The sequence below is a fragment of the Streptomyces sp. NPDC023527 genome (assembly GCF_055560115.1).
Genome location: NZ_JBVHJJ010000001.1, coordinates 90,220 through 112,743, shown reverse-complemented (window position 1 = coordinate 112,743; position 22,524 = coordinate 90,220). Strand labels below are relative to the sequence as shown.

Annotated in this window: 21 protein-coding genes and 1 riboswitch; of the genes, 6 read left to right on the top strand and 15 right to left on the bottom strand. The window is 73.4% G+C overall.

Features of this window, described 5'->3' with window-relative positions; genetic code table 11:
• Positions 1-14 precede the first annotated feature (14 nt).
• Positions 15-776: a lysophospholipid acyltransferase family protein gene (locus ACZ303_RS00510; protein WP_467333522.1), complete on the bottom strand. Its 762-nt coding sequence runs from the start codon at positions 774-776 to the stop codon at positions 15-17.
• A gap of 112 nt (positions 777-888) precedes the next feature.
• Between ACZ303_RS00510 and ACZ303_RS00505 the strand changes: the two genes are divergently transcribed.
• Both ACZ303_RS00505 and ACZ303_RS00500 read left to right on the top strand, forming a co-directional pair.
• Complete coding sequence (locus ACZ303_RS00505) at positions 889-1,659, top strand: alpha/beta hydrolase (protein ID WP_467333519.1); 771 nt, start codon at positions 889-891, stop codon at positions 1,657-1,659.
• Complete coding sequence (locus tag ACZ303_RS00500) at positions 1,652-2,212, top strand: hypothetical protein (RefSeq protein WP_467333517.1); 561 nt, start codon at positions 1,652-1,654, stop codon at positions 2,210-2,212. Before ACZ303_RS00505 ends, ACZ303_RS00500 begins: the two co-directional genes overlap by 8 nt.
• 153 nt (positions 2,213-2,365) lie before the next feature.
• On the opposite strand, the gene ACZ303_RS00495 is transcribed toward ACZ303_RS00500, so the two are convergent.
• The 6 genes from ACZ303_RS00495 to ACZ303_RS00470 form a co-directional block, all read right to left on the bottom strand.
• Positions 2,366-3,115, bottom strand: a complete 750-nt coding sequence (locus ACZ303_RS00495) for an endonuclease/exonuclease/phosphatase family protein (protein ID WP_467333515.1) — start codon at positions 3,113-3,115, stop codon at positions 2,366-2,368.
• A gap of 123 nt (positions 3,116-3,238) precedes the next feature.
• Positions 3,239-4,180: an ROK family glucokinase gene (locus tag ACZ303_RS00490; RefSeq protein WP_467333513.1), complete on the bottom strand. Its 942-nt coding sequence runs from the start codon at positions 4,178-4,180 to the stop codon at positions 3,239-3,241.
• A 57-nt stretch (positions 4,181-4,237) separates the two neighbouring features.
• Positions 4,238-4,702, bottom strand: coding sequence for a DUF5304 domain-containing protein (locus ACZ303_RS00485; RefSeq protein WP_467333511.1), 465 nt, complete (start codon positions 4,700-4,702; stop codon positions 4,238-4,240).
• Between the two features lie 80 nt (positions 4,703-4,782).
• Complete coding sequence (locus ACZ303_RS00480) at positions 4,783-6,099, bottom strand: ArsA family ATPase (RefSeq protein ID WP_467334578.1); 1,317 nt, start codon at positions 6,097-6,099, stop codon at positions 4,783-4,785.
• A 101-nt stretch (positions 6,100-6,200) separates the two neighbouring features.
• Complete coding sequence (locus tag ACZ303_RS00475; protein WP_467333509.1) at positions 6,201-6,650, bottom strand: SRPBCC family protein; 450 nt, start codon at positions 6,648-6,650, stop codon at positions 6,201-6,203.
• A gap of 70 nt (positions 6,651-6,720) precedes the next feature.
• Positions 6,721-7,494, bottom strand: coding sequence for a metallophosphoesterase family protein (locus tag ACZ303_RS00470; RefSeq protein WP_467333507.1), 774 nt, complete (start codon positions 7,492-7,494; stop codon positions 6,721-6,723).
• Between the two features lie 269 nt (positions 7,495-7,763).
• Here ACZ303_RS00470 and ACZ303_RS00465 point away from each other — a divergent pair, with 269 nt between their 5' ends.
• Positions 7,764-9,560, top strand: a complete 1,797-nt coding sequence (locus ACZ303_RS00465; RefSeq protein ID WP_467333505.1) for an AMP-dependent synthetase/ligase — start codon at positions 7,764-7,766, stop codon at positions 9,558-9,560.
• Positions 9,561-9,640: 80 nt separating this feature from the next.
• Here ACZ303_RS00465 and ACZ303_RS00460 read toward each other — a convergent pair whose 3' ends face one another.
• A complete protein-coding gene (locus ACZ303_RS00460) occupies positions 9,641-10,783 on the bottom strand; it encodes a glycosyltransferase family 4 protein (protein ID WP_467333502.1) in 1,143 nt (380 codons plus the stop codon).
• A gap of 172 nt (positions 10,784-10,955) precedes the next feature.
• On the opposite strand from ACZ303_RS00460, the gene ACZ303_RS00455 reads away from it, so the two are divergent.
• Positions 10,956-12,191: a glycosyltransferase 87 family protein gene (locus ACZ303_RS00455; RefSeq protein WP_467334577.1), complete on the top strand. Its 1,236-nt coding sequence runs from the start codon at positions 10,956-10,958 to the stop codon at positions 12,189-12,191.
• Between the two features lie 42 nt (positions 12,192-12,233).
• On the opposite strand, the gene ACZ303_RS00450 is transcribed toward ACZ303_RS00455, so the two are convergent.
• The 5 genes from ACZ303_RS00450 to ACZ303_RS00430 all read right to left on the bottom strand — a co-directional run bounded on the left by ACZ303_RS00450 (position 12,234) and on the right by ACZ303_RS00430 (position 17,883).
• On the bottom strand, positions 12,234-13,571 hold the full coding sequence (locus ACZ303_RS00450; RefSeq protein WP_467333500.1) for a hypothetical protein: 1,338 nt from the start codon (positions 13,569-13,571) through the stop codon (positions 12,234-12,236).
• Positions 13,572-13,621: 50 nt separating this feature from the next.
• Entirely contained in the window at positions 13,622-14,680 is a 1,059-nt protein-coding gene (locus tag ACZ303_RS00445; protein WP_467333498.1) for a C40 family peptidase, read from the bottom strand.
• A gap of 262 nt (positions 14,681-14,942) precedes the next feature.
• On the bottom strand, positions 14,943-15,998 hold the full coding sequence (locus tag ACZ303_RS00440; protein ID WP_467333496.1) for a C40 family peptidase: 1,056 nt from the start codon (positions 15,996-15,998) through the stop codon (positions 14,943-14,945).
• Positions 15,999-16,244: 246 nt separating this feature from the next.
• Entirely contained in the window at positions 16,245-17,549 is a 1,305-nt protein-coding gene (locus ACZ303_RS00435) for an NYN domain-containing protein (RefSeq protein WP_467334575.1), read from the bottom strand.
• A gap of 94 nt (positions 17,550-17,643) precedes the next feature.
• Positions 17,644-17,883, bottom strand: coding sequence for a hypothetical protein (locus ACZ303_RS00430; protein WP_467334574.1), 240 nt, complete (start codon positions 17,881-17,883; stop codon positions 17,644-17,646).
• A gap of 186 nt (positions 17,884-18,069) precedes the next feature.
• Here ACZ303_RS00430 and ACZ303_RS00425 point away from each other — a divergent pair, with 186 nt between their 5' ends.
• Positions 18,070-18,816, top strand: coding sequence for a rhomboid family intramembrane serine protease (locus ACZ303_RS00425; protein ID WP_467333494.1), 747 nt, complete (start codon positions 18,070-18,072; stop codon positions 18,814-18,816).
• A 9-nt stretch (positions 18,817-18,825) separates the two neighbouring features.
• Entirely contained in the window at positions 18,826-19,107 is a 282-nt protein-coding gene (locus ACZ303_RS00420) for an Lrp/AsnC family transcriptional regulator (RefSeq protein WP_467333492.1), read from the top strand.
• 568 nt (positions 19,108-19,675) lie between these two features.
• Here the strand turns inward: ACZ303_RS00420 and ACZ303_RS00415 are convergent.
• Positions 19,676-21,037: an aminotransferase class V-fold PLP-dependent enzyme gene (locus ACZ303_RS00415; RefSeq protein WP_467333490.1), complete on the bottom strand. Its 1,362-nt coding sequence runs from the start codon at positions 21,035-21,037 to the stop codon at positions 19,676-19,678.
• 189 nt (positions 21,038-21,226) lie between these two features.
• Positions 21,227-21,343, bottom strand: a riboswitch (SAM riboswitch).
• Between the two features lie 75 nt (positions 21,344-21,418).
• Positions 21,419-22,483, bottom strand: a complete 1,065-nt coding sequence (trpD, locus tag ACZ303_RS00410) for an anthranilate phosphoribosyltransferase (RefSeq protein WP_467333488.1) — start codon at positions 22,481-22,483, stop codon at positions 21,419-21,421.
• Between the last annotated feature and the right edge of the window lie 41 nt (positions 22,484-22,524).

The window sequence follows — 22,524 nt, the reverse complement described above, 5'->3', positions numbered from 1 at the left end:
CGGTCCGGGCGCGATTACGCCTCGGGCCGCTTGTCCGCCTTGTCGAGTCCGGCGGCCTTCGCCGCCTTCTCCTCCTCGGCCTTCCGCTTCGCCTCGTCCGCGATCGCCCGCTTGGCGGCGGTCGCGTAGATATCGACGTACTCCTGGCCGGACAGCTCCATGATCTTGTACATGACCTCGTCGGTCACCGAGCGCAGGATGAAGCGGTCGCCGTCCATGCCGTGGTAGCGGCTGAAGTCCAGCGGCTCACCGATCCGGATGCCCGGCCGGATCATCTTCGGCAGGACCTTCCCGGGCGGCTGCACCTTCTCGGTGTCGATCATCGCGACCGGGATGACGGGGGCGCCGGACAGCAGCGCCACCCGGGCGAGGCCGCCCGGCTTGCCGCGGTAGAGGCGGCCGTCGGGGGAACGGGTGCCCTCGGGGTAGATGCCGAACAGCTCGCCGCGCTCCAGGACCTCCAGGCCGCTCTTGATCGCCGCCTCACCGGCCCCGCGGCCGCCCGAACGGTCGACGGGCAGCTGACCCACGCCCTTGAAGAACGCGGCCGTCAGCTTTCCCTTGACTCCGGGAGAGGTGAAGTATTCCTGCTTCGCGATAAAGGTGATCTTGCGATCCAGTACCGCGGGGAGGAAGAAGGAGTCCGAGAACGACAGGTGGTTGCTCGCCAGGATCGCGGGCCCTTCGGCCGGGATGCTCTCCAGCCCCTCCACCCACGGCCGGAAGGCAAGCTTCAGCGACCCGCCGATGGACAGCTTCATAGCGCCGTAGAACAACCGAGAACCTCCTGTAGTGACGAGGAGACCTTAACCTGCCTACCCGCCCGGCGGCGCTCCGCGTACGCTGAGGGCCAGACCCCTTTTCCCGTTCCACCGATCGGAGATCCCGGTGCCGCTCCTCCCCGGCGCCGAGCCGTTCCGCCACGTCGGCGGAGAGGTCGGCGTCCTCGTGTGTCACGGCTTCACCGGTTCCCCGCAGTCCGTACGGCCCTGGGCCGAGTATCTCGCGGAGCGCGGCCTCACCGTCTCGCTGCCTCTGCTGCCGGGGCACGGCACGCGCTGGCAGGACATGCAGCTCACCGGCTGGCAGGACTGGTACGCCGAGGTCGACCGGGCGCTGGCCGAGCTGCGCGAGCACTGCTCCCGGGTGTTCGTCTGCGGCCTGTCCATGGGTGGGGCGCTGACCCTGCGCCTGGCGGCGAAGCACGGCGCGGACGTCTCCGGCATCGTGCTGGTCAACCCCGCCAACAAGGTGCACGGCCTCGGCGCGAGGTCCCTGCCGGTGGTACGCCACCTGGTGCCCTCGCGGCCCGGCATCGCCAGCGACATCGCCAAGCCGGGCAGCGAGGAGGTCGGCTACGACCGGGTGCCGCTGCACGCGGCGCACTCCTTCCGCCGGTTCCTGCGGATGCTCGACGGCGAACTGCCCCAGGTGACGCAGCCGTTGCTGCTGCTGCACAGCCCCGACGACCATGTCGTGCCGCCCGTCGACTCGGCGCGGATCCTGGCCCGGGTCTCCTCCCGGGACATCACCGAGCGGCTGCTGGAGCGCAGCTATCACGTGGCGACCCTGGACCACGACGCGGAGCTGATCTTCGAGGAGACGTACGCGTTCATCACCCGCCTCACGGCGGACGTCGGGACGGCACCCCGTGGCTGAGCACGACGCGGACCGCGACCGCGACGACAGTCGCGACCCGCTGGACGAGGACGCGGCGTGGGCCGAGCTCGTCGCCGCGTACGGCGAGCAGCCCGACCCGGAGGCCGGCCGCTGGCCCGCCACCGGCGACGCCCCGGAGCCGGAGGACGCGCCGCCGCCGGCCGCCGAGAAGCCCGCCGCCGAGCCCGGCGCCCCGGAGCGTCCGGACCAGCCCGTGGGCGGCTTCATCGTGTACGCGCCCGGGGTCGGCCCGCGCGACTGGGACACCCCCACCGGCACCGAGGAGGACCTCGACGAGCCGGACGAGGGCCACTTCGTCCCCCCGGAGCCGCCACCGCTGCCCAAGGGCGACGTCACGGCCCGCTTCGCCTGGATAGCGGTCCTGGGCGGCCCGTTCCTGCTGCTCCTCATGGTGCTGCTGCGCCAGGAGCTGACGTGGTGGATCACGACTCTGGGCGTCGGAGGCTTCCTGGGCGGCTTCGCGACGCTCGTCCTTCGCATGAAGGACAACGACGAGGAGGACGACGATCCGGGGCGGGGAGCGGTGGTCTAGCCCCCTTCGGGCAGGCTTGATGTCCCGCACGTGCTCGCGGACCCCGCGGCACATCAAGCCTGTCTGGGGGCACCTCCCAGCGGTAGCTGGGGGAGCTTGAGGACCGGGTCCGGGGCGGAGCCTGGGGGCACCTCCCAGCGATAGCTGGGGGAGCTACGAGGCCGGCACCCGCACGGCGGCCAGCACCGGCAAGTGATCCGTCGCCGCCCGCAAGTCGGCCTCGGCAACCCCCGCCAATCCCATAGGGACCCCGCACCCCAAGACCTCAACCCCCGCGGTAGCGAACACCGCGTCGATCCGCTGAAGCGGGTCCCCCAGCCGAGTCGTATGCTCCCGCCCCCACGGCTTCGTGGCCCAGCCGTCCTGGAGCTCCCCCGCCAGGAGGCCGAACGTGCGGCCGTCAGGCCGGTCGTTGAGATCGCCCGCCGCGACGGCGTACGGCACGTCCAGCGAGGCCAGCTTCTCCAGGAGCAGCCGCCCCTGTTCGTGGCGCTCCCACTCCTTGATGCTCAGGTGGCAGCTGAGGACACCGAGCCGGGCCGGGCCGAAGCGGAGCACGGCCGTGGCGAAGCCGCGCTGGTGCAGGCCGGGCGTGCGGGGCAGCAGGACGTCGTCGGTGCGCTCGACGTGGGCGCGCAGCGAGGCGAGGATCATCGGCCCCGAGGCGGTGGCGCCGCCGGTGACGTACACCAGCCCGGAGGTGCGGGCGAGACGGGCCGCGTGCTTGCGCCAGCGGAAGAAGCGCGGGGCTTCCTGGATACAGACGACGTCGGGGGCACAGGCCCGGATGACCCGGGCCAGGGCGGGCACGTCGTCCCGCATGGAGCGGATGTTGTAGCTCAGGACGCGGACGACGGCCGAGCCGTCGGACTCCGTCCGGGACGCGGGGAGGTCGTGCGGCACCGTACTGCCCCTTTCCGCCGTGCCGGCGGGATGCGGGACGGCGGTGTCCGGCGGTGGGCGACCGGCCTCGGTCGGCCCGGCACCGCCGGACGTGCCGTCGTCGTTGCTGTCCGCCCGGGGCGGTCAGCCCTGGCGTGCCAGGTCGGCCGCGCCGACCAGCCCTGCCTTGCCGCCCAGCTGCGCGGCGAGCACCTGCGCGTGCGGGCGCCACTGGCCGCCGATCAGCCAGCGCTTGAAGGACTTGCGGATGGGGTCGAGCACGAGGTCGCCCTCGTCCGAGACGCCGCCGCCGACGATGAACGCGGAGGGGTCGAAGAGCGAGGCCAGGTCGGCCAGGCCCGCGCCCGCCCAGCGGGCGAGCTCGCGGAAGGAGTCGATGGCGACCGGGTCGCCCTGCCGGGCGGCGGCGCTGATGTGCTTGCCCTCGATGCCCTCGACCGTGCCGTCGCCGAGACCCAGCAGGATCTCGGCGTTCTCCGGGGTGGCGTTGGCGCGCTGCTTGGCGTAGCGGACGAGGGCGCGCCCGGAGGCGTACTGCTCCCAGCAGCCCTGGCTGCCGCAGCCGCACAGCAGGCCGTCGGGGACGACCCGGATGTGGCCGAACTCGGCGGCCACGCCGAAGCGGCCGCGGCGCAGCTTGTTGCCGATGATGATGCCGCCGCCGAGGCCGGTGCCGAGGGTGATGCAGATGACGTCGTCGTGGCCCTGGCCGGCGCCGAAGCGGTACTCGCCCCAGGCCGCGGCGTTGGCGTCGTTCTCGACGACGACCGGCAGGCCGACGCGCTGCTCGACCTTGTCCTTCAGCGCCTCGTGGCGCCAGTTGATGTTCGGGGCGAAGAGGACCGTGGCGCGCTTGTCGTCCACATAGCCCGCGGCACCGATGCCGACCGCCTCGACCGCGTGGTCCGCGCTGACCGTGCGCACCGCGTCCGCGATGGCGTCGATGACCCCCTCAGGAGTGGGCGGGGTCGGCACCTTGCACGTCGCGAGGATGTTGCCGTCCTCGTCGACCACTCCGGCCGCGATCTTCGTGCCGCCGATGTCGACGCCGATGGTGAGTCCCATGTATCCCTCAGCTTTTCGCTCTAACCCCGCCGCCGACCACCGTACCGGAGGGCCAGGTCAGTCGAGGTCGATGCGCTCGGTCCCACCGGCGGCTCCATCGCCCTTGCGGGGTTCACCGGGCCCGGACGGGTCGCCCGCGGGCTCGTTTCTGGTCCAGCGGCTCTCCTGGCCCTGGACGGCGGCGCGGTAGGCGGCCAGCAGTTCGGAGCCCGCGGAGGCCAGGTGGTCGAAGACGTCGGGGTTGCGCTCGATGACCGGCTCGACGGCGGCCTTCGCCTGCGCGATGACCTGCTGGACGACGCCCTGCGCGGCCGCGCCCGCCAGCGGCAGCTGGAAGGAGGAGACCTTCTCGGTCACGGCGTCGACGAGCTTGCGCAGCTCCTCGGCGGCGCTGCCGGGCTGCTGCCCGTACTGCGCGCGGCGGCGGGCCTGCTCGGCGGCGAGGTCTTCGGCGCACGCCTGCTCCCAGGCATCGGGATCGGGCTCCGCGTGGGGTGCGGGGCGCTCGGTGGCATCGCTCATGGCGGACTCCTGCGACGGGAATTTCCTTCGACGTTACCCTCCCGAGGCCCGCGCCGGGAGGTGCCCCCCGAGGCAGTGGGTCAGGAGGTCCTCGGCCAGAGGGCGGGGTCGGGGGTGAAGCGCACGCACAGCGCCCCGTCGCGCAGGCCCGCCCCGGAGACGATGCAGCGGCGCAGCGCGGACGGCAGGGGCAGGACGCGGCGGAACGGGCCGACGCCGACGATCAGTTCGTCGCCGCGGCGTATGAGGTCGAGGGCGTCGCGGTCGGCGCCGGGCAGCGGCAGTCGCCACACCAGCACGCCGTCGGCGGCGAGGCGGTCCTCGACGGTCCAGGCGTCCGGCTCGGGCTGGGTGTCCGTGTCCCAGCCGTCGAGCTCGTCGGCCAGGCCCTCGCCCTCGATGACGCCCATGCCGCCGCCCTCGCCCCCGATGGTCGTCGAGGTCGCGCGGCCGGTCAGCTCGGCGAGGTCGGCGGTGCCGCGCGGGCCGCGGCCCAGGTGGGGCAGTTCGCAGACGGTGACGCCGTCGACGAGGAACTCCTCCAAGAGCGCCTTGTGGGCCATGCCCTGCTCGGTGGCGAGCTGGGCCAGCCAGGCGTCGGGGGAGCCGTCGGCGCCGTGGGGGAGCATCCGGTTGGCGACGAGGGCGTCGACGCGGCAGCCCTGGAGGGCCAGGCCGGCGCGGGCGAGGCGCAGCTGCTCGACGGCGAGCGGTCCGGGCTCGGCGACCAGGCGTACGGTCGTGCCGGCCGCCTCGATGACGTCCTGGACGGCGGCGAGCTCGGTCTCCCAGCGCTCGGCGGTCTCGTACAGCCGCTGGGCCGGCATCGGCACCCCGGCGAGCTGGGCGAGCATCGGGCGCAGGGCGCGGGCCGCCTGCCGTTCGGCGGGCAGCAGCCGCCGCAGGTAGCGCCGGAGCTGTTCGGGCAGGGCGAGCAGCCGCACCGTCTCGTGCACGGGTGGCATGTCGACGACGAGCAGGTCCCAGGTGGCGCGGTCGGTGTGGGCGGCGCGCAGGGCGGCAAGGACGGCGAGGGGTTCGGCGCCGGGGAGTTCGGTGAGCTCCTCGGGGTCGAGCGGGGTGGCGCCGAGGAGGTCGAAGAGGGAGGCGCCGCGCTCCTGGAGGTCGCGGGCGCGGGCCTCGAAGTGTTCGCCGGTGGCGATGCGGGCGGCCCACAGGCCGGGGGCCGTCTCGACGGGCGGGGCCCAGGGGGTGCCGTCGGCACCCGCGGCCGCCGGCCGGGGCAGCGCGGTACCGAGCACCGCTTCCGGAGCGGGGCCCCGGTCGCGGGTGAGCAGCAGCACGCGGCGTCCCTTGCGGGCCGCGGCGAGCGCCGTGGCCGCCGCGGTGGTGGTGCGGCCCGCGCCGCCGGGACCGGTGACGAGGACCGTACGCAAGGTGGAGCCTCCGGCAGTGAGGTGCATGGTTCTTCGGGGGGGCTTCGGGAACGCGAGCCGTCAGCCGGCGGCCGGTGGGGGAGGTACTGCCGGCTGTGCGGTCAGGACGCCGTGCCGCTCTCGACGCGCTGCTTGAGGCCGTCCAGGGCGCGGTCGATGATGACCTTCTCCGCCTTGCGCTTGATCATGCCGAGCATCGGGATCTTGACGTCGACGGTGAGCTGGTAGGTCACCTTGGTGTGCGCGCCGCCCGCCGCCGGCTCCAGGCTGTACGAGCCGTCGAGCTGCCGCAGCATCTGGGACTTGACCAGGGACCAGCTGACGACGTTCTCCGCGGGCCAGCTGTAGGCCAGTGTGTGGTCGTCCTTGATCGCGCCGGCGTCGAGGACGAGGCGCACCTGCGCGGCCCGGCCCCGCTCGTCCCGCTCCAGCACCTCTGCCTGCTTGACCTCGCCGGTCCATTCCGCATAGCGGTCGAAGTCCGCGATCACCGCCATGACCTCGGCGGGTGTCGCCTCGATCGTGATGCTCGAGCTGGTGTGTTCCGCCATCTGTGTGGCTCCTCCGTACCGGTCCGCCGCCTCGAATAACCTGCCGGTGCAGGCTACCTCGCGCCGCCGGTCACCACTCCAGCACCCAGGGTGTACCGCTGGAGGCGAAGTGGCCGACATTGACGCACTCGGTCCCGCCGATCCGCATCCGCCGGGCGAGCGGCTGGTGGACGTGGCCGAAGAGGGCGTATCGGGGGCGGGTCGCGCGGATCGCCTCCAGCAGGGCGGAGCTGCCCCGTTCGAAGCGGCGGGCGACGGTGTCGTAGCAGAGTTCGGGCACGTCGGGCGGGATGTGCGAGCAGAGGACGTCGACCTCGCCGAGGGCGGCGATCTTCGCGGCGTACGTCTCGTCGTCGATCTCGTAGGGCGTGCGCATGGGCGAGCGCAGGCCACCGCCGACGAAGCCGAAGACGCGACCGCCGATCTCGATCCGCTCGCCGTCGAGGACGGTGGTGCCGGCGCCGGCGTACTCGGACCACAGCCGGGGGATGTCGACATTGCCGTAGGTGGCGTAGGTGGGGGTGGGGAAGGCGGCGAAGAGCTCGGCGTACTGCTTGCGGACCGCCGCCTCGATGGCCGCGTCCCGGTCGACGCCCTGCCACAGGCGCCGGCCCAGCTCCCGGGCCTCCTCGAAGCGGCGGGCGGTGCGCAGCTCGACGATCCGGTCGGCGTTCGCGACGCCGAACAGCTCGGGGAAGATGCCGCGCGAGTGGTCGGCGTAGTCGAGGAACAGCACGAGGTCGCCCAGGCAGACCAGGGCGTCGGCGCCGTCGCCCGCCCGGGCGAGCGCCTCGCTGTTGCCGTGCACATCACTGACCACGTGAACTCTGAAGCCGCCTCGCATGCCGATCACCCTAGGGTCTGGGGCATGTCTCCCGGTAGGTCCCCCACCTGCGGTTACTTCCGGGTCACCGAGCGAAGGGGCTAGGGTTCGCAGAGCAGTCCCGTGGCATGTGACGCATGGAACATCTGGCCGTGACCCCCTATTCGAAAGCGATACCGGTGGGTAACGTCCGGGCAGTCCACTACCCCCCTTGCCTGATCATGGACCGCAGCCGACGCAGCGCCCCTCAACGACGCGGCGGCGCCGGCGCCCGACGAGGAGCAGCAGTCTTGCGCGAGTTCAGCCTTCCGGCCCTCTATGAGGTCCCTGCGGACGGAAACCTGACGGATCTCATCCGCCGCAACGCCGCGCAGCGCCCCGACGTCGCCGTCATAGGGCGCAAGGTCGACGGCCGCTGGGAGGACGTCACCGCCGTCGCCTTCCTCGCCGAGGTCCGCGCCGCGGCCAAGGGTCTGATCGCTTCCGGTGTGCGGCCGGGCGACCGGGTCGGCCTGATGTCGCGCACCCGTTACGAGTGGACGCTGCTGGACTTCGCGATCTGGAGCGCCGGCGGTGTGACCGTGCCGGTGTACGAGACGAGCTCGCCCGAGCAGATCCAGTGGATCCTCGGCGACTCCGGGGCCGTGGCCTGCGTCGTCGAGAGCGAGGCGCACGAGTCGGCCGTGGAGTCCGTACGCGACCGGCTGCCGGAGCTCGTGAACGTCTGGCGGATCGAGGGCGACGCGGTCGAGCGGCTGCGGGAGGCCGGTGCCGGCCTGAGCGACGACGAGGTCGACGAGCGCAGCGCGCTCGCCAACGCCGACTCGCCCGCCACCATCGTCTACACCTCCGGCACCACCGGGCGCCCCAAGGGCTGTGTGCTCTCGCACCGCGCGTTCTTCGTGGAGTGCGGAAACGCCGTGGAGCGGCTGAAGCCGCTGTTCAACACGGGCGACTCGTCCGTGCTGCTCTTCCTTCCCACCGCCCACGTCTTCGGCCGGCTGGTCGAGATCTCGGCGGTGCTGGCGCCGATCAAGCTGGGCTGCGTCCCCGACATCCGGAACCTGACCGAGGAGCTCGCCGCCTTCCGGCCGACGCTGATCCTGGGCGTCCCGCGCGTCTTCGAGAAGGTCTACAACTCCGCGCGCGCCAAGGCCCAGGCCGACGGCAAGGGCAAGATCTTCGACCGGGCCGCCGACACCGCGATCGCCTACAGCCGGGCGATGGACGACCCCGCCGGCCCGTCGCTGGGCCTGCGGATCAAGCGCGCGATCTTCGACAAGCTGGTCTACGGCAAGCTGCGCGCCGTCCTCGGCGGCCGGGCGACGCACGCCATCTCCGGGGGCGCGCCGCTGGGCGAGCGCCTGGGCCACTTCTACCGGGGCATCGGCTTCACCGTCCTGGAGGGCTACGGCCTCACCGAGTCCTGTGCGGCGACCGCCTTCAACCCCTGGGACCGGCAGAAGATCGGTACGGTCGGGCAGCCGCTGCCCGGCTCGGTCGTGCGGATCGCGGACGACGGCGAGGTGCTGCTGCACGGCGAGCACCTCTTCCAGGGCTACTGGAACAACGAGCAGGCGACGCGGGACGCGCTCTCCGACGGCTGGTTCCACACCGGCGACCTGGGCACGCTCGACGAGGACGGCTACCTCACGATCACCGGCCGGAAGAAGGAGATCATCGTGACGGCGGGCGGCAAGAACGTCGCCCCGGCCGTCATCGAGGACCGCATCCGCGCCCACGCCCTGATCGCCGAGTGCATGGTGGTCGGTGACGCCCGCCCCTTCGTCGGCGCGCTGATCACGCTGGACGAGGACTTCCTGCCCCGCTGGCTCGCCGACCACGGCAAGCCGGCCGGTACGACGCCGGCCCAGCTGGCGAACGACCCGGAGCTGCTGGCGGCCGTGCAGAAGGCCGTCGACGACGGCAACGCCGCGGTCTCCAAGGCGGAGTCGGTACGGAAGTTCCGCATCCTGCCGGCGCAGTTCACGGAGGAGTCCGGGCATGTGACGCCGTCGCTGAAGCTGAAGCGGAATGTGGTGGCGAAGGACTTCGCGGACGAGATCGAGGCCATTTACCGCGCGTAGCGGTGGCCGGTCACCGATTGCCCTCAAGCGCCGGGCAAGCTTGATGAATCAAGCTTGCCCGGCGCTTGAGGGCAAATCTTTTACAGCAACTCCCGCAAGCGGTCGGCCAAAAGATCCCAGCGCCACTTCTCCTCCACCCACGCACGCCCCCGCTCCCCCATGCGAAGCCTCAGCTCCGGATCGAGGAGCAGCGTCACGATCCGGTCCGCCGACTCCTCCGCGGAGCCACCCCGTACGACGTATCCCGTCTCGCCGTCCAGGACCGCGTCCGGCGCCCCGCCGGAGTCGCCCGCGACGACGGGCAGCCCCGTCGCCGACGCCTCCAGGTAGACGATGCCGAGCCCTTCGACGTCCAGCCCGCCCCGCCGCGTGCGGCACGGCATCGCGAAGACGTCGCCCGCGCCGTAGTGCGCGGGGAGCTCCCCCCACGGGACCGGCCCGGTGAAGCGGACGGCGTCGGCGACGCCCGTCTCCTCCGCCAGCTTCCGCAGGTCCGCGCCGTACGGGCCGCCGCCGACGATGAGCAGCACGGCGTCCGGCACGGCGGCCAGGACGCGCGGCATGGCCCGGATCAGGGTGTCCTGGCCCTTGCGCGGTACGAGCCGGGAGACGCAGACGACGACCGGCCGGCCGGCGAGGCCCAGGCGGGCGCGGACCTCGTCCCCGCCGGAGCCGGGGTGGAAGGTCTTCTCGTCCACGCCGGGCGGCAGTTGGACCATCCGCGCGGCGGCCTCGCCGGTCAGCGCGGCGGCGATCCGCGACCGGGTGTACTCGCCCAGGTAGGTGATCGTGTCCGTGCCCTCGCCGATCCGCCGCAGCAGCTGCCGGGAGGCGGGCAGCTGGGCCCAGCCCGCCTCGTGGCCGTGCGAGGTGGCGACCAGCCTGCGGGCACCGGCCCGGCGCAGCGCGGGGGCCATCAGCCCCAGCGGCGCGGCGGCCCCGAACCACACCGAGGTGCAGCCGTGTTCGCGCAGCAGCCCGGCCGCGCGCCGGGTCACCCGGGGCGTGGGCAGCAGCATGGTCGTCCGGTCGCGCACCACCGTGAACGGCTGCTCGGCGTCGAAGCGGGCGGTGGCCTCGGCGCCCTCCTGGCCGCGCTTCCAGGTGGAGGCGTAGACCACGAGGTCGGCGGGGTCCAGGCGCAGCGCCATGTTGTGCAGGAACGCCTGGATGCCGCCGGGCCGGGGCGGGAAGTCATTGGTGACGATGAGGGTCTTGTCCATCGGGCCCGACAGTACCGGTTGCCCTTCCGCCCACCTCTTCCAGGCGGGCGATCGGGCGGCAACGGCGCCGCGTACCGCCACGTCACCGCGCGCGGGCGGCCCGGGCGGGCATCATGCCTTGCAGTAGCGGCGCGTGGACGGCGTGTAGGGACCGTGAAGGACGAGGTGAATGATGGCGGGCGCTGGATTGCGGCTCTCGGTCGCGGTGTGGGCCGTCACCCGGGTCGTGCTGCTGATGTGCGTGTTCCGGGTGTGGGTGCTTCCGGGGTCGGACGTCTCCGTCGACATCGAGGTGATCTACCAGGGCTGGTACGGCGTGCTGCGCACCGGCACCTTCCCGTACGACGACGTGACCTGGCAGTACCCGCCGGCCGCCGCGCTCGCCGTGCTCGCGCCCGGGCTGCTGCCGTTCCTGGACTACGCGCCGGCGTTCTTCCTGGTGTGCTTCCTGGCGGACGCGGTGGTCCTCGCGCTGCTGCTGTACGTGGTGCGGGGCGGCAGGCGCAGCGCCAAGGGGGTGTGGGTGTGGGTGGTGGGGGTGCCGCTGCTGGGGCCGATCGTCTATGCCCGCTATGACGTGATGGTGACGGCCGTCGCCGTCGCGGCGCTGCTCGCGGCCGGGCGCCGGGGCCGGCTGGCGGGAGCGCTCATGGGGTTCGGCGCGCTGCTGAAGGTCTGGCCGGTGCTGCTGCTGATCGGTACGCCGCGCGGCCGCCGCACCCGTGCGGTGTGGAGCGCGGCGCTGGCCTCGGCGGCGGCGCTGGGGCTGCTGTTCGCGGTGACGATGCCGGGGGCGCTGGCGTTCCTGACGTTCCAGCGGGACCGGGGCACGGAGGTGGAGTCGCTGGGGTCGCTGGTCTTCCACCTCGGGCGGCACTTCGGCTGGCACGGGCACGCGCGGCTGCACTACGGCTCGGTGGAGTTCCTCGGCCCGTACGTCCACACGATGAGCCGGCTGGCGCTGGTGCTGAGCGTGCTGGCGTTCGCGTGGCTGCTGCTGTGGCGGCTGCGGGCGCGGAGGTTCACTGCGTGCACGCCCTCGGACGCCGCCTTCGCGGCCGTGCTGCTGTTCACGACGACCAGCCGGGTGATCAGCCCGCAGTATCTGGTGTGGCTGATCGGTCTGGCGGCGGTGTGCATGACGATGCGGGCGACCCGTCAGGGGCTGCCGATCGCGCTGGTGCTGCTGGCGGCGCCGCTGACCCAGCTGGAGTTCCCCCTCTGGTTCTCGCATGTGGTGGCGAGCGACAAGCTGGGCGTGGCGACGCTGACGCTGCGCAACGCCCTGCTGGTGGTGGCGACGCTGATCTCCTGTGCCCGGCTGTGGCGGGAGACGGTCACCGAGGCGGGACCGGCCGGGGCGACGGATCCGCCCACGGAGAAGGAGCCCGCTCTGACGGCCCGCTGACGATGTGACAGACCGGGACGAAGCGCTCGGGGCCCGGGGCCCTCAGCCCAGTTCGCTCGTCGTGTAGGCGCGCCACTGTGCGGTGAAGTCGGCCTGGGAGACGCCCAGGACCGACCGCAGCGCCGAGGCCACCGCCCCCTGCCGCCGGTCGTGGCCGCCGACCGCGCCGTAGAAGGCGACGAGCTTCTCCTCGCCCCAGCGGTCGGCGATCATCCGGCAGGCGAGCCAGCCCTCCTCGTACGCGCGGGCCAGCCGCCCGGACTCGCCCGCGAAGCCGAAGTCGGCGTCCGTGGGCAATTCACGCGGGCTCGCGCCGCCGGCGACGGCGCGGGCGAGTTCGGGGGCGGCCTGGCGGGCGGTGCGGCCGGTGGAGCGGTAGGCGGCCCAGTCGGCGAAGCCCTCGGAGAGCCACAGCGGGGTGGCCTCCGAGGTCAGCGCGCGGGTGGCGACGTGGGCGGTCTCATGGGTGAGGACGACCTGACGGCCGAACGTGCCGAGCGCCCCGTACGCCTGGGGGTTGACGATGATGCGGTCGGCGGGGGCCTTGCCGGAGCCGCCGACCTCGCCGGTGGTCACGGCGGCGATGCCCCGGTAGTTGGAGACGGGTGAGTCCAGGAGGGCGGCCATCTGCTCCACGGAGGCGGGCATCTCGACGACGACCCGGCCGGGCCAGGCGCTCGCGCCCTTGCCCGCGCCGCCGCCGGCCTTGCCGCGCCGCCAGGCGGCCGTCACGGCGGGCACCGCCCGGTCGGCCGTCCGCGCGAGGGCGGTGAGCCGCTGCCGGTCCTGCCCGACGCCGAGGACAAGGCTGCGCTCGCCCCGCACGGCGGTGACGGGGCCCTGCTCCCACAGGTGCCGGTGGCCGCTGCGGGTGTCCTCGGCGGCGACGTACCACCGCTCGTCGCGCTCGACGAGCGTCAGGCGGGCGGTGGTGGTGACGGGAGCGGCGTCGTAGCCGGCCAGCCGATAGCGCAGTTCCGCCTCGGCGGCGAGTCGGCGGCCGTCGCCCTGGGCGGGCGTGAAGCCGCCGGTCCGCACCAGGCGGTAGTCCCAGGAGGCCAGGGGCACGGCCGCGAGGTTGGCGAAGACGCGCCGCTGTTCGGCGCGGTAGCCGTCGGCGGCCGGGTCCACGGCGGCCAGGAAGCCCCGCTCGTCACGGTCGCGCAGGGCGGTCGCCCACCGGTCCAGCAGGGCGCGTACGGCCCGGTCCCGGTCCTCGGGTCCGCCGGAGAGGCCGAGCGCCCCGCAGCCGCACAGCGCCTGGAGGGTGAGGAGTCCGGCCGCGAGGGCGCACGCCGCCCGGCGCGCCCGCGCGCGCCGTCCGCCGGGGTCGCCCCCGGACGTGTCCTCGCGTCCGCTCCACCACCACCGGCCCGTCACGTCCCGCATCGTACGAGCCGCGCGCCCCGGCGCGTGCGCTCAGGGCGCGCTCATGGCCGGGTCACCGAGGAAATCGGCATCATGTTGGCCGGGTCGTAGCGCACCCGCGCCCCGGGATAGGGGGCGTGGACGACCTGGCCGTTGCCCACGTACATGGCCACGTGGCTGGCGTCGTTGCGATAGATGACCAGGTCCCCGGGGCGGGCCTCGGACAGCGACACATGGCGGCCGGCGTTGCGCTGCGCCTGCGAGGTGCGCGGCAGGCCCACCCCGGCCCGCCCGTAGGCCCACTGCGTCAGCCCGGAGCAGTCGAAGGCGCTCGGGCCCGTCGCCCCCCAGGCATAGGGCGAGCCGACGGCCGAGCGGGCCGCCATGGCCGCGGCGGCACCGCGCGAGGAGACGGCGCCGGTGAGTTCGGACAGGCCGGCGAGGGCGCCGTCGGAGCGGTCCGCCTCGGAGCGCGAGGCCCGCCCGTACGCCTCCCGGTCGTGCTGGGGCAGTGAGTTCAGCAGCCGGCGGGCGGTGGCGAGCTTCTTCTCGACCTCGCGCTTGTGCTCCTCGACGGCCCGGCGGCTGCTCTCCAGCTGCGCCAGGATCCGCACCGCCTCCGCCCGCTCCTGGCGCAGGACGCGCTGGGCGTCCATGAGCGTCCGCAGCTCCTCGGCCTGGCGGCCGGTGACGCGGTCGAGGGTGGCGGCCCGGTCGAGGTAGCCCTCGGGGTCGGAGGAGAGCAGCAGCTGGATGACCGGGTCCACGGCGCCGTTGCGGTACTGCGCGGTGGCGATCATGCCCAGGGAGCGGCGCAGGCGGTTGACCCGCTCCTGGCCGCGCGCGACGCGGTCGGTGGCCTGGTCCACCTTCTCCCGCAGGTCGTCGGCGCGCTCGTCGGCCGCGTTGTACTTCTCGGTGGCCCGCTCCGCCTCTTCGTAGAGCTTGTCCACCCTTGCCTTCACCGTGCCGGTGGACCCGTCGGCGCCGGAGGGGCCGCCGGGCCGGGCGCCCGCGGGTGTCGTGAGGCCGGCCGCCGCGGTGGCGACGGCGGCGGACAGGACGGTGACCCGGACGGTCTGGGTGAGACCGGACTGCGTGGGACGGCGATGGAACGCCACGGGCTGCCGCACTCCCTTCCTCTGCTTCCACGGTGCTTCCATGGAGGGGTGCGGCCCCCTTGCCGCCCCGGGGAGGGCGGACGACATGCCGGGCGCCGCGCGGCAGACAGTAGCGGCGCGCTCACCCCGGGTTCAAAGACCGCACCGCGCGGGAATATTGACGCCCCGCCGGAGACGCAGGTCACCGGCGGGGCGTGGAGTCAGCGGAGGTGGCCGGGATTCGCCCGAACGAGCGGCGGCTCAGCCATTCGGCCCAATGACATCAGCCGATGCGCACACCGAACTGGAAGGGCATGTTGCCCATGGACTCGTAGCGCACATTGGCGCCCGGCTTCGGGGCGTGCAGGGTCATGCCGTTGCCCGCGTAGAGACCTATGTGGTGCAGGTCGCCGTAGAAGAGCACCAGGTCGCCGGGCTTGAGCTGGCTCTGGTCGTAGATGCGGGTGCCGGCGTTGGCCTGGTCCTGCGAGATGCGGGGCAGGGTGACGCCCGCCTGCGCGTACGCCCAGCCGGTCAGGCCGGAGCAGTCGAAGGAGCCCGGGCCGGTCGCTCCCCATACGTACGGGGAGCCGATCTTGCCCTGCGCGGCGGCGAGCGCGGCGGCGGCGCGGCCCGAGGTGGGGACGTCCTTGCCGAGGTCGGGGCGGCTGCTCCCGGCGCGGCCGGCGCGGTCGCCGCCGGACTTGGCACCGTCCTTGGCGTCGTCGCCGGTGACCTCGGCGCGCTCCTTGGCGGTGAGGGTGTTCAGCAGCTCCTTGGCCTCGGAGAGCTTGCCCTGGACCTCGTCCTTCTTCTCACCCAGCGCCTTGCGGGTCTCGGCCAGGTCCTTGAGCTTGCCGGTGGCCTCCTGGCGCTGCTGCTTGAGCGTGCGCTGCTTCTCGGTGATCTGCTTGAGGGTGTCGGCCTGCCGGGCGCTGAGCTGGTTGAGGGTGGACGCCTTGTCCAGGAAGGAGTCGGGGTCGGAGGAGAGCATCAGCTGGAGGGAGGGGTCGATGGCGCCGCTGCGGTACTGCGCGGTGGCCACCGAACCGAGGCTGTTGCGGAGCTTGTTGAGCTCCTCCTGGCCGCGGGCGACCTTGTCCTGGAGGTCGCCGACCTGCTCGTCGAGCTTCTCCTGCTTCTCCTTGGCCCCGTTGTACTTCTCGGTGGCCTGCTCCGCCTCTTCGTAGAGCTTGTCGACCTTGGCCTTGACGTCCGCCTTGGAGGGCTGGTCGGCGTGCGCGGCCTGGGCCGACAGGGCGACGGCCGCGGCGGCGGTCGCGGTGAGCACGGTCACCCGGGTGCGGCCCGGCTGCTTGGGTCGACGGTGGGACGCCACGGAGACGAGCTCCTTCTTCCTCGACCGCCTGGCGCGCGGAGTCCGCGGTTCGGCGGGACCTTCGCCGACATCCCGAATGGACGATCGACCGCGCGAAGGTTCGAGGCCCGACCTTAGTGACCTCCGTATGATCCGTTCAAATCATCATGAGCAAAATCTCGTCCCATGCGCACATCCTTTACCAACACGACACGGTGGGTAAGGGGAACTTGACGCTCCGGTACCTGTGGCGCCCTCAGGAAGCGCTCAGGTGCGCGCGAGCCGCTTGAGCAGCAGGGCCGAAGCCACCGGCCGCGCACCCGCCTTGGCGACCCCGTCGGCCACCTCGCGGTCGGTGGAGACCACCACGACCGGCCGACCCGGCGGCTCGGCCCGCACCAGCTGCCGGATCAGCTCGTCCGCGGTCACCCCGGGCTTGCTGAACAGCACCCGCACCCCGCGCGGCGGCGCGAGCAGCACCGGCGCCGCCAGCTCCGCGCCGTCGAAGACGCACGTCATCTCCGCGCCGGTCTGCGCGGCCAGCATCGCGAGGCCGCCCAGCAGCCGCAGCCGCTGCTTGTCCAGCGGCATCGTCGGATAGCCGGTCTTGGTGACGTTGTAACCGTCGACCACCAGATGCGCCTGGGGCAGCGCCAGCAGCTGGTCCAGCAGCGCCGGGTCGGTCTCCGACAGGGCGCGGGTGGCGATGTCCTTGGGCGTCATACGGCCCGGCTCGACCGCGTCCACCGTGTCCGCGGGATGCACGGACGCCGGCGGCAGCGCCAGCTCGCGCCGCAGCCCCTGCGCCGCGTCCAGGACGGTGTCCAGCAGCAGCCGCAGCCGCATGTCCTCCACGCTGCGGCCCTCGCGGACCGCCCGCCGGCCGGCCTCCAGCGCCGCGTCGGCCTCCGCCAGCCGCGCCTTGAGCCGGCGCACCTCGCCGAGGGTCGCCGCCTTCTCGGCCGCCGCGGCCGCCCGTACGCTCTCCAGCTCGCCCTCCGCCTTGCGCAGCGCGGCCTCGCCGCGCCGCACGTCGCTGAGCGCGCTGCGCAGCTTGCGCTGGAGCGCGTCGGCCTCCCTGCGCGCCGTCTCCAGCTCCGAGCGGACCCGCTCGGTCTCGGCGCGGGACTCGGCGCGCGCCTCGGCCAGCTCCTCGCGCAGCCGGCGCAGCTCGCGCTGCGCCTCCTCGCCGGCCCGCTCGGCGCTGGCCCGCTGCGCCTCCTCGCCGGCGGCGGTGACGAGCTTGACCCAGCCGGCGGGCCGCAGCACATAGGCCATGGCCGCCACGTCCTCCGGGTCCGCGGCCGCGGGCGGCGACCCGGCGTCCAGCGCCTCGGCCAGCTCCGAGCCCGTCTCCCGCAGCCGGGCGGAGATCCGCTGCCGGAAGGAGGCGTCGTTCTCCACGGCGGCGGCCATGGCGTTGCCCCCGAACTTGGCCCGGCGGCTGGGGGTGAAGCGGGCGTACTGGCGCAGCGCGGCGGGCAGTTCGGCCACCGTCAGGCCCCCGAACGCCTCCGCGACGAGCCCGACGACCCGGCGCCGGACGCCCTCGGGCAGCGGGCGGTCGAGCACCTCGGCGACACCGTCGGCCCCACCGGTGTCGTCGGGTCCACCGGCCGCGTCCGTGCCGCCTGCGTGCTCAACCACCGTTCACCGCTCCCGTTCTTCAGGCGCTCGCGCCCGGCCGGTCCACCAGCTCGATCTGGTCGACCGCGTTGCACCACCGGCAACGTACGGACTCGATCGTCTCACTGACCACATCGCGCTCCTCCACCTGCGGCTCGCCGGCCAGGTCGAGGTGCACGTACTCCACAGCCTTGGTCGTACGCGTGACATCGAACCGGGTCAGATTGCCGCACAGCGTGCAGCGCCAGCGGGTCTCCGCCGTCGGCTGGGGAACGCCCATGGTGTCGCCGTCCGTCCTCGTCAAGTGTGCTCCGGATCCGCGGTGCGCCGTCGAACTGCGGGTGTGCTTCCCGTAACCCTACGTCCTGATGGTCACGCGGTGCCCGGATGGCCGAACGACGGCCCCGCGTCCGCGCACCGGCGAGGCACTCTGCGCGGTTTGCTGCCGGTACGCCATGATCTGTTCATGAGCGGAACGGCAGCGCGCCAGGGTCCCGCGACCGCGACACCCGTGGTCACCTATGCCCTCATCGGCGTCTGTTGCCTCGCCTTCCTCCTCGGGCCGGCGTCCGGATTCAGCACCTCCTACGGCGTCGGCGTCGAGCTGCTGGCCGCGCAGACCGCCTACTTCGAGCAGTGGGGCGTGGTGCCGCGGGAGCTGTGGAGCGGTACGCCGCACGAGCTGCTGACCCCGCTCACCGCGCTGTTCGTGCACGGCAACTGGCTGCATCTGCTGGGGAACATGCTCTTCCTCTACGTCTTCGGCGCCATGGCCGAGGAGCGCATGGGCCGGGTGCCCTTCGCCCTCTTCTACCTCGCCGCCGGGGTGCTGGCGCTGCTGGGCTACGCCGTCGCGCACGCCCACTCCGAGCAGACGCTCGTCGGCGCCTCGGGGGCGATCTCCGGCGTGCTCGGCGCCTTCCTCTGCCTCTTTCCCGGGGCCCGGGTCACCAGCCTCTTCCCGTTCCTCTTCTTCCTGCCGCTGCGCTTTCCCGCGTGGGCGGTCCTGGTGTTCTGGTTCGCCCTGCAATGGCTGGCCGCCCGCACCGCCGGCGACCGTCCCGGGGTGGCCTACCTGGCCCATGTCGTGGGCTTCTCGCTCGGCTTCCTCTACGCGTGGGTCCGGTACAGACGTGCGGTTAGAGTGAAGGGCGCAGCCGGGCCGAGCGAGGGCCTGCGATCTCCCGGGGGGCCGCCCCCCGACCCCCGATAGGAGCCAGCCGTGATCACTTCGATCGTGCTCATCAAGACCGACGTCGACCGCATCCCGGAGATCGCCCAGCAGATCGCCGCGCTGGAGGGCGTCAGCGAGGTCTACTCCGTCACCGGCGCGCACGACCTGATCGCCATGGTGCGGGTGGCCCGCCACGACGACCTCGCGGACGTCATCCCGGGCCGCATCAGCAAGGTCCCGGGCGTGGCCTCGACGGAGACGCACATCGCGTTCCGCACGTATTCGCAGCACGACCTGGAGGCGGCGTTCGCGATCGGCCTCGACGCGTAGCCGCCTCCGGCGGGGTGGCACGACTGCCCTGCGGGCCGGCCGGTTCGGCGCCGCCGAACACCGACGTCGTGGTGGGCCGCCATCGCGGCGGGCTTGCCCGGCGGGCAAGGCGAGCCGACCCTCGCCGCCGAACCACGCGGCCCCACCGCCAGGGCCGGACAGGCCCGGCAAGACGCCCGCCGCCGACGGAACGGCCGGAGCCCAGCTCCCTCCTCCCGCCGCCGCGGCGGATATTTCTTGCCCGGCAGAAAGGCGAGCCGACCGTCGAGGCCAGCGGACCCCGCCTCCGGCGGACGACCGAAGCCCGCCCCCCTTCCCGCCGCAACGGCGAGCACCCCCGCCGAACGTGACCGGCGGTGCCGAACCGGACCGGCCCGGCAGGTCCCCGCCGCCAGGCGGACGGCCGAGACCCCGCCGCACCGGCGAGCACCCCCACCGGATATGCCCCCCGTGCCCGGACGGACTCGGCAGGCCCCCGCCGCCAGGTGAACGGCCGGAGGCCCCGCCTCCCGCTCCCGGCGCAGCGGTGAACCCACCGGGGGAACCCCGGACACCACCCGGCCCGCCGCTAGGCGGGGACGCAGCGGCCGCCCTCCGTCCGGTAGGACCACCGCGCGCCGTCCCGTACGAGCTCCTCCACCGCCCGCAGGAAGCGCTCGACGTGCTCGTCCGGTGTCCCCGCGCCGAAGCTGACGCGGATGGCGTTGAGCGACTGGCCCTCGTCGGGGGCCCCGCACTCGCCCGGTTCGTCGCGCCCGCCGCCCAGGAGGGTCCGTACGAGCGGGTGGGCGCAGAACAGGCCGTCGCGGACGCCGATGCCGTACTCCGCCGAGAGCGCCGCCGCGAAGTGCGAGCTGTTCCAGCCGTCCACCACGAACGACAGCACGCCGACCCGCGGGGCGTCCTCGCCGAACAGCGAGAGCACCCGCACGCCCGGCACCCGGGCGAGGCCCTCCCGGACCGTCGCGACGAGCTGCCGCTCGCGCTCGACGAGGGAGGCGAAGCCCGCCTCGGTCAGCGCCTTGCAGGCGGAGGCGATGGCGTAGACGCCGATGACATTGGGCGAGCCCGCCTCGTGCCGGGCGGCGCTCTCGTGCCACTCGACGTCCACTCCCCCGTCGGCCCCCCGTGCCACGAGGCGCGTCGCGCCGCCGCCCGCCAGATACGGCGCCGCGCCCCGGAGCCAGTCCGCGCGGCCGGCGAGGACGCCGGCGCCGAACGGCGCGTAGAGCTTGTGGCCGGAGAAGGCGATCCAGTCGGCGTCCAGTTCGGCCAGGTCCACCGGGTGGTGCGGGGCGAGCTGCGCGGCGTCGACGACGATCCGCGCGCCGTGCGCGTGCGCGGCCGCCGCCAGCTCCCGTACGGGCCACAGCTCACCCGTCACATTGGACGCACCCGTCACACAGACCAGGGCCGGGCCGTAGGGCTCGCGGTCGGCCAGGGCCCGCTCCAGGGTCTCGACCGCCTCGCGCGGCGAGCGCGGCGCGTCCAGGAAGGTCACCTCCGTGTCCGTACGCAGCTGCCAGGGGAGCAGCGCGGCGTGGTGCTCGGTCTCGAAGACGAACACCCGGCAGCCGGTGGGGAGTACGGCCGCGAGGAGGTTCAGGGAATCGGTGGTCGAGCGGGTGAAGACGACCTGGTCGTCCTCCCGGCAGCCGAGGAACTCCGCGACCTGGGCCCGGCTGTTCTCGAACAGGTCGGTCGACAGCTGCGAGAGGTAGCCCGCGCCGCGGTGGACGCTGCCGTAGTAGGGGGCGTACGCGGCCACGTCGTCCCACACCCGCTGGAGCGCGGGCGCGCTGGCGGCGTAGTCGAGCGCCGCGTAGGTGACCTCGCCGCCGGTGACGAGCGGCACGCGAACATCGTGTCCGAGGACCGGCAGGGGGGCGTGGGCCGTGGCGGGCGGGGCGGTGACAGGGCATGCGGACATGGCGAATTCTCCTGGCGACAGGCGGGGAAAGCTGCGTATGCGCACGCCACGGCCGCGCCGCGCGTGCGGAGGATCCCGACTCGACGCACGGGGGCACCGCACGGAGTCGACGGGGAACGGGCCGTAGGCCCTAACGCATTCGCTGAACCACGGAAGGATCTCCCTCGACAACCAGGATCCCTGGCGAGGGATCCGCGCTTGCCGCAGACCTCGCTGCCTGCGACCTGGTCATCACCCGGGGCACCCCGCCACGGAAGGAGGGTTGCCGGACAGCGGGCCGGGGCCGTGTCGCTGTCACTCGTGACCTGGCAGCATCATGCCACACGATCATCACGGCGCAAGGCGCGGTCCGCATCGCGGACCGCGCCCTTCCTCAGCCGCTCACGCGTTGCTCGCGGCGACCCATCGCTCCAGGGAACGCTTCGCCGCTCCGGAGTCGATGGCCGCCGCGGCCCGCTCGATGCCCGCCGCGATCTGCTCCGTCAGCGGTGCGCCGGTGGGGGCCAGGGCGACCAGCGCGGCCGCCGCGTTGAGCAGCACCGCCTCCCGTACGGGCCCGGTCTCGCCGTCCAGCAGCCGACGGGCGACATCGGCGTTGTACGAGGCGTCGGCGCCCCGCAGCGCCTCCACCGGGACCAGCGCGATGCCCACGTCCCGCGGGTCGAAGGGCTCCTCGCGGACCTCGCCGTCGCGGACGATCCACACCCGGGAGGTCGCGGTGGTGGTCAGCTCGTCCAGCCCGTCGTCGCCGCGGAAGACCAGGGCGGAGGAGTCGCGTTCGGCGAGCACCCCGGCCAGGATCGGGGCCATCCGGGCGTCGGCGACGCCGGTGGCCTGGGCGCGTACCTTCGCGGGGTTGGTCAGCGGGCCCAGGACGTTGAAGGTCGTCCGGATGCCCAGTTCCCGCCGGGCGGGGGCGACATGGCGCAGGGAGGGGTGGAACTTCACCGCGAAGCAGAAGGTGATGCCCGCTTCCTCGGCGACCTCCACGACCCGGCGCGGCGTCAGGTCCAGATTGACGCCGAGCTTCTCCAGGACGTCCGAGGCGCCGCTGGCGGAGGACGCGGCGCGGTTGCCGTGCTTGACGACCTTCGCGCCGGTGCCCGCCACGACGATCGAGGACATCGTGGAGATGTTGACGGTCTTGGCGCCGTCACCGCCGGTGCCGACGATGTCCACACTGGGGCCCGGCACCTCGATGAGGTTGGCGTGCGCGTACATGGTCCGGACGAGCCCGGAGATCTCGGCGACGGTCTCGCCCTTGGCGCGCAGCGCGACCGCGAAGCCGGCGATCTGGGCGTCGGTGGCCTCGCCGCGCATGATGCGGTCCATGGCCCAGGCGGTGTCGTCCGCGCTCAGGTCGATCCCGCCGAGCAGGGCGTCCAGGAGACCCGGCCAGGAGGGAGCCACCGCGCTGTCGCCGCCTGCCGGGGTCACAACGTTCATGGTCCACGCTCCTGGTGGTCGGTCGGAGAGCCGCGGCCGTC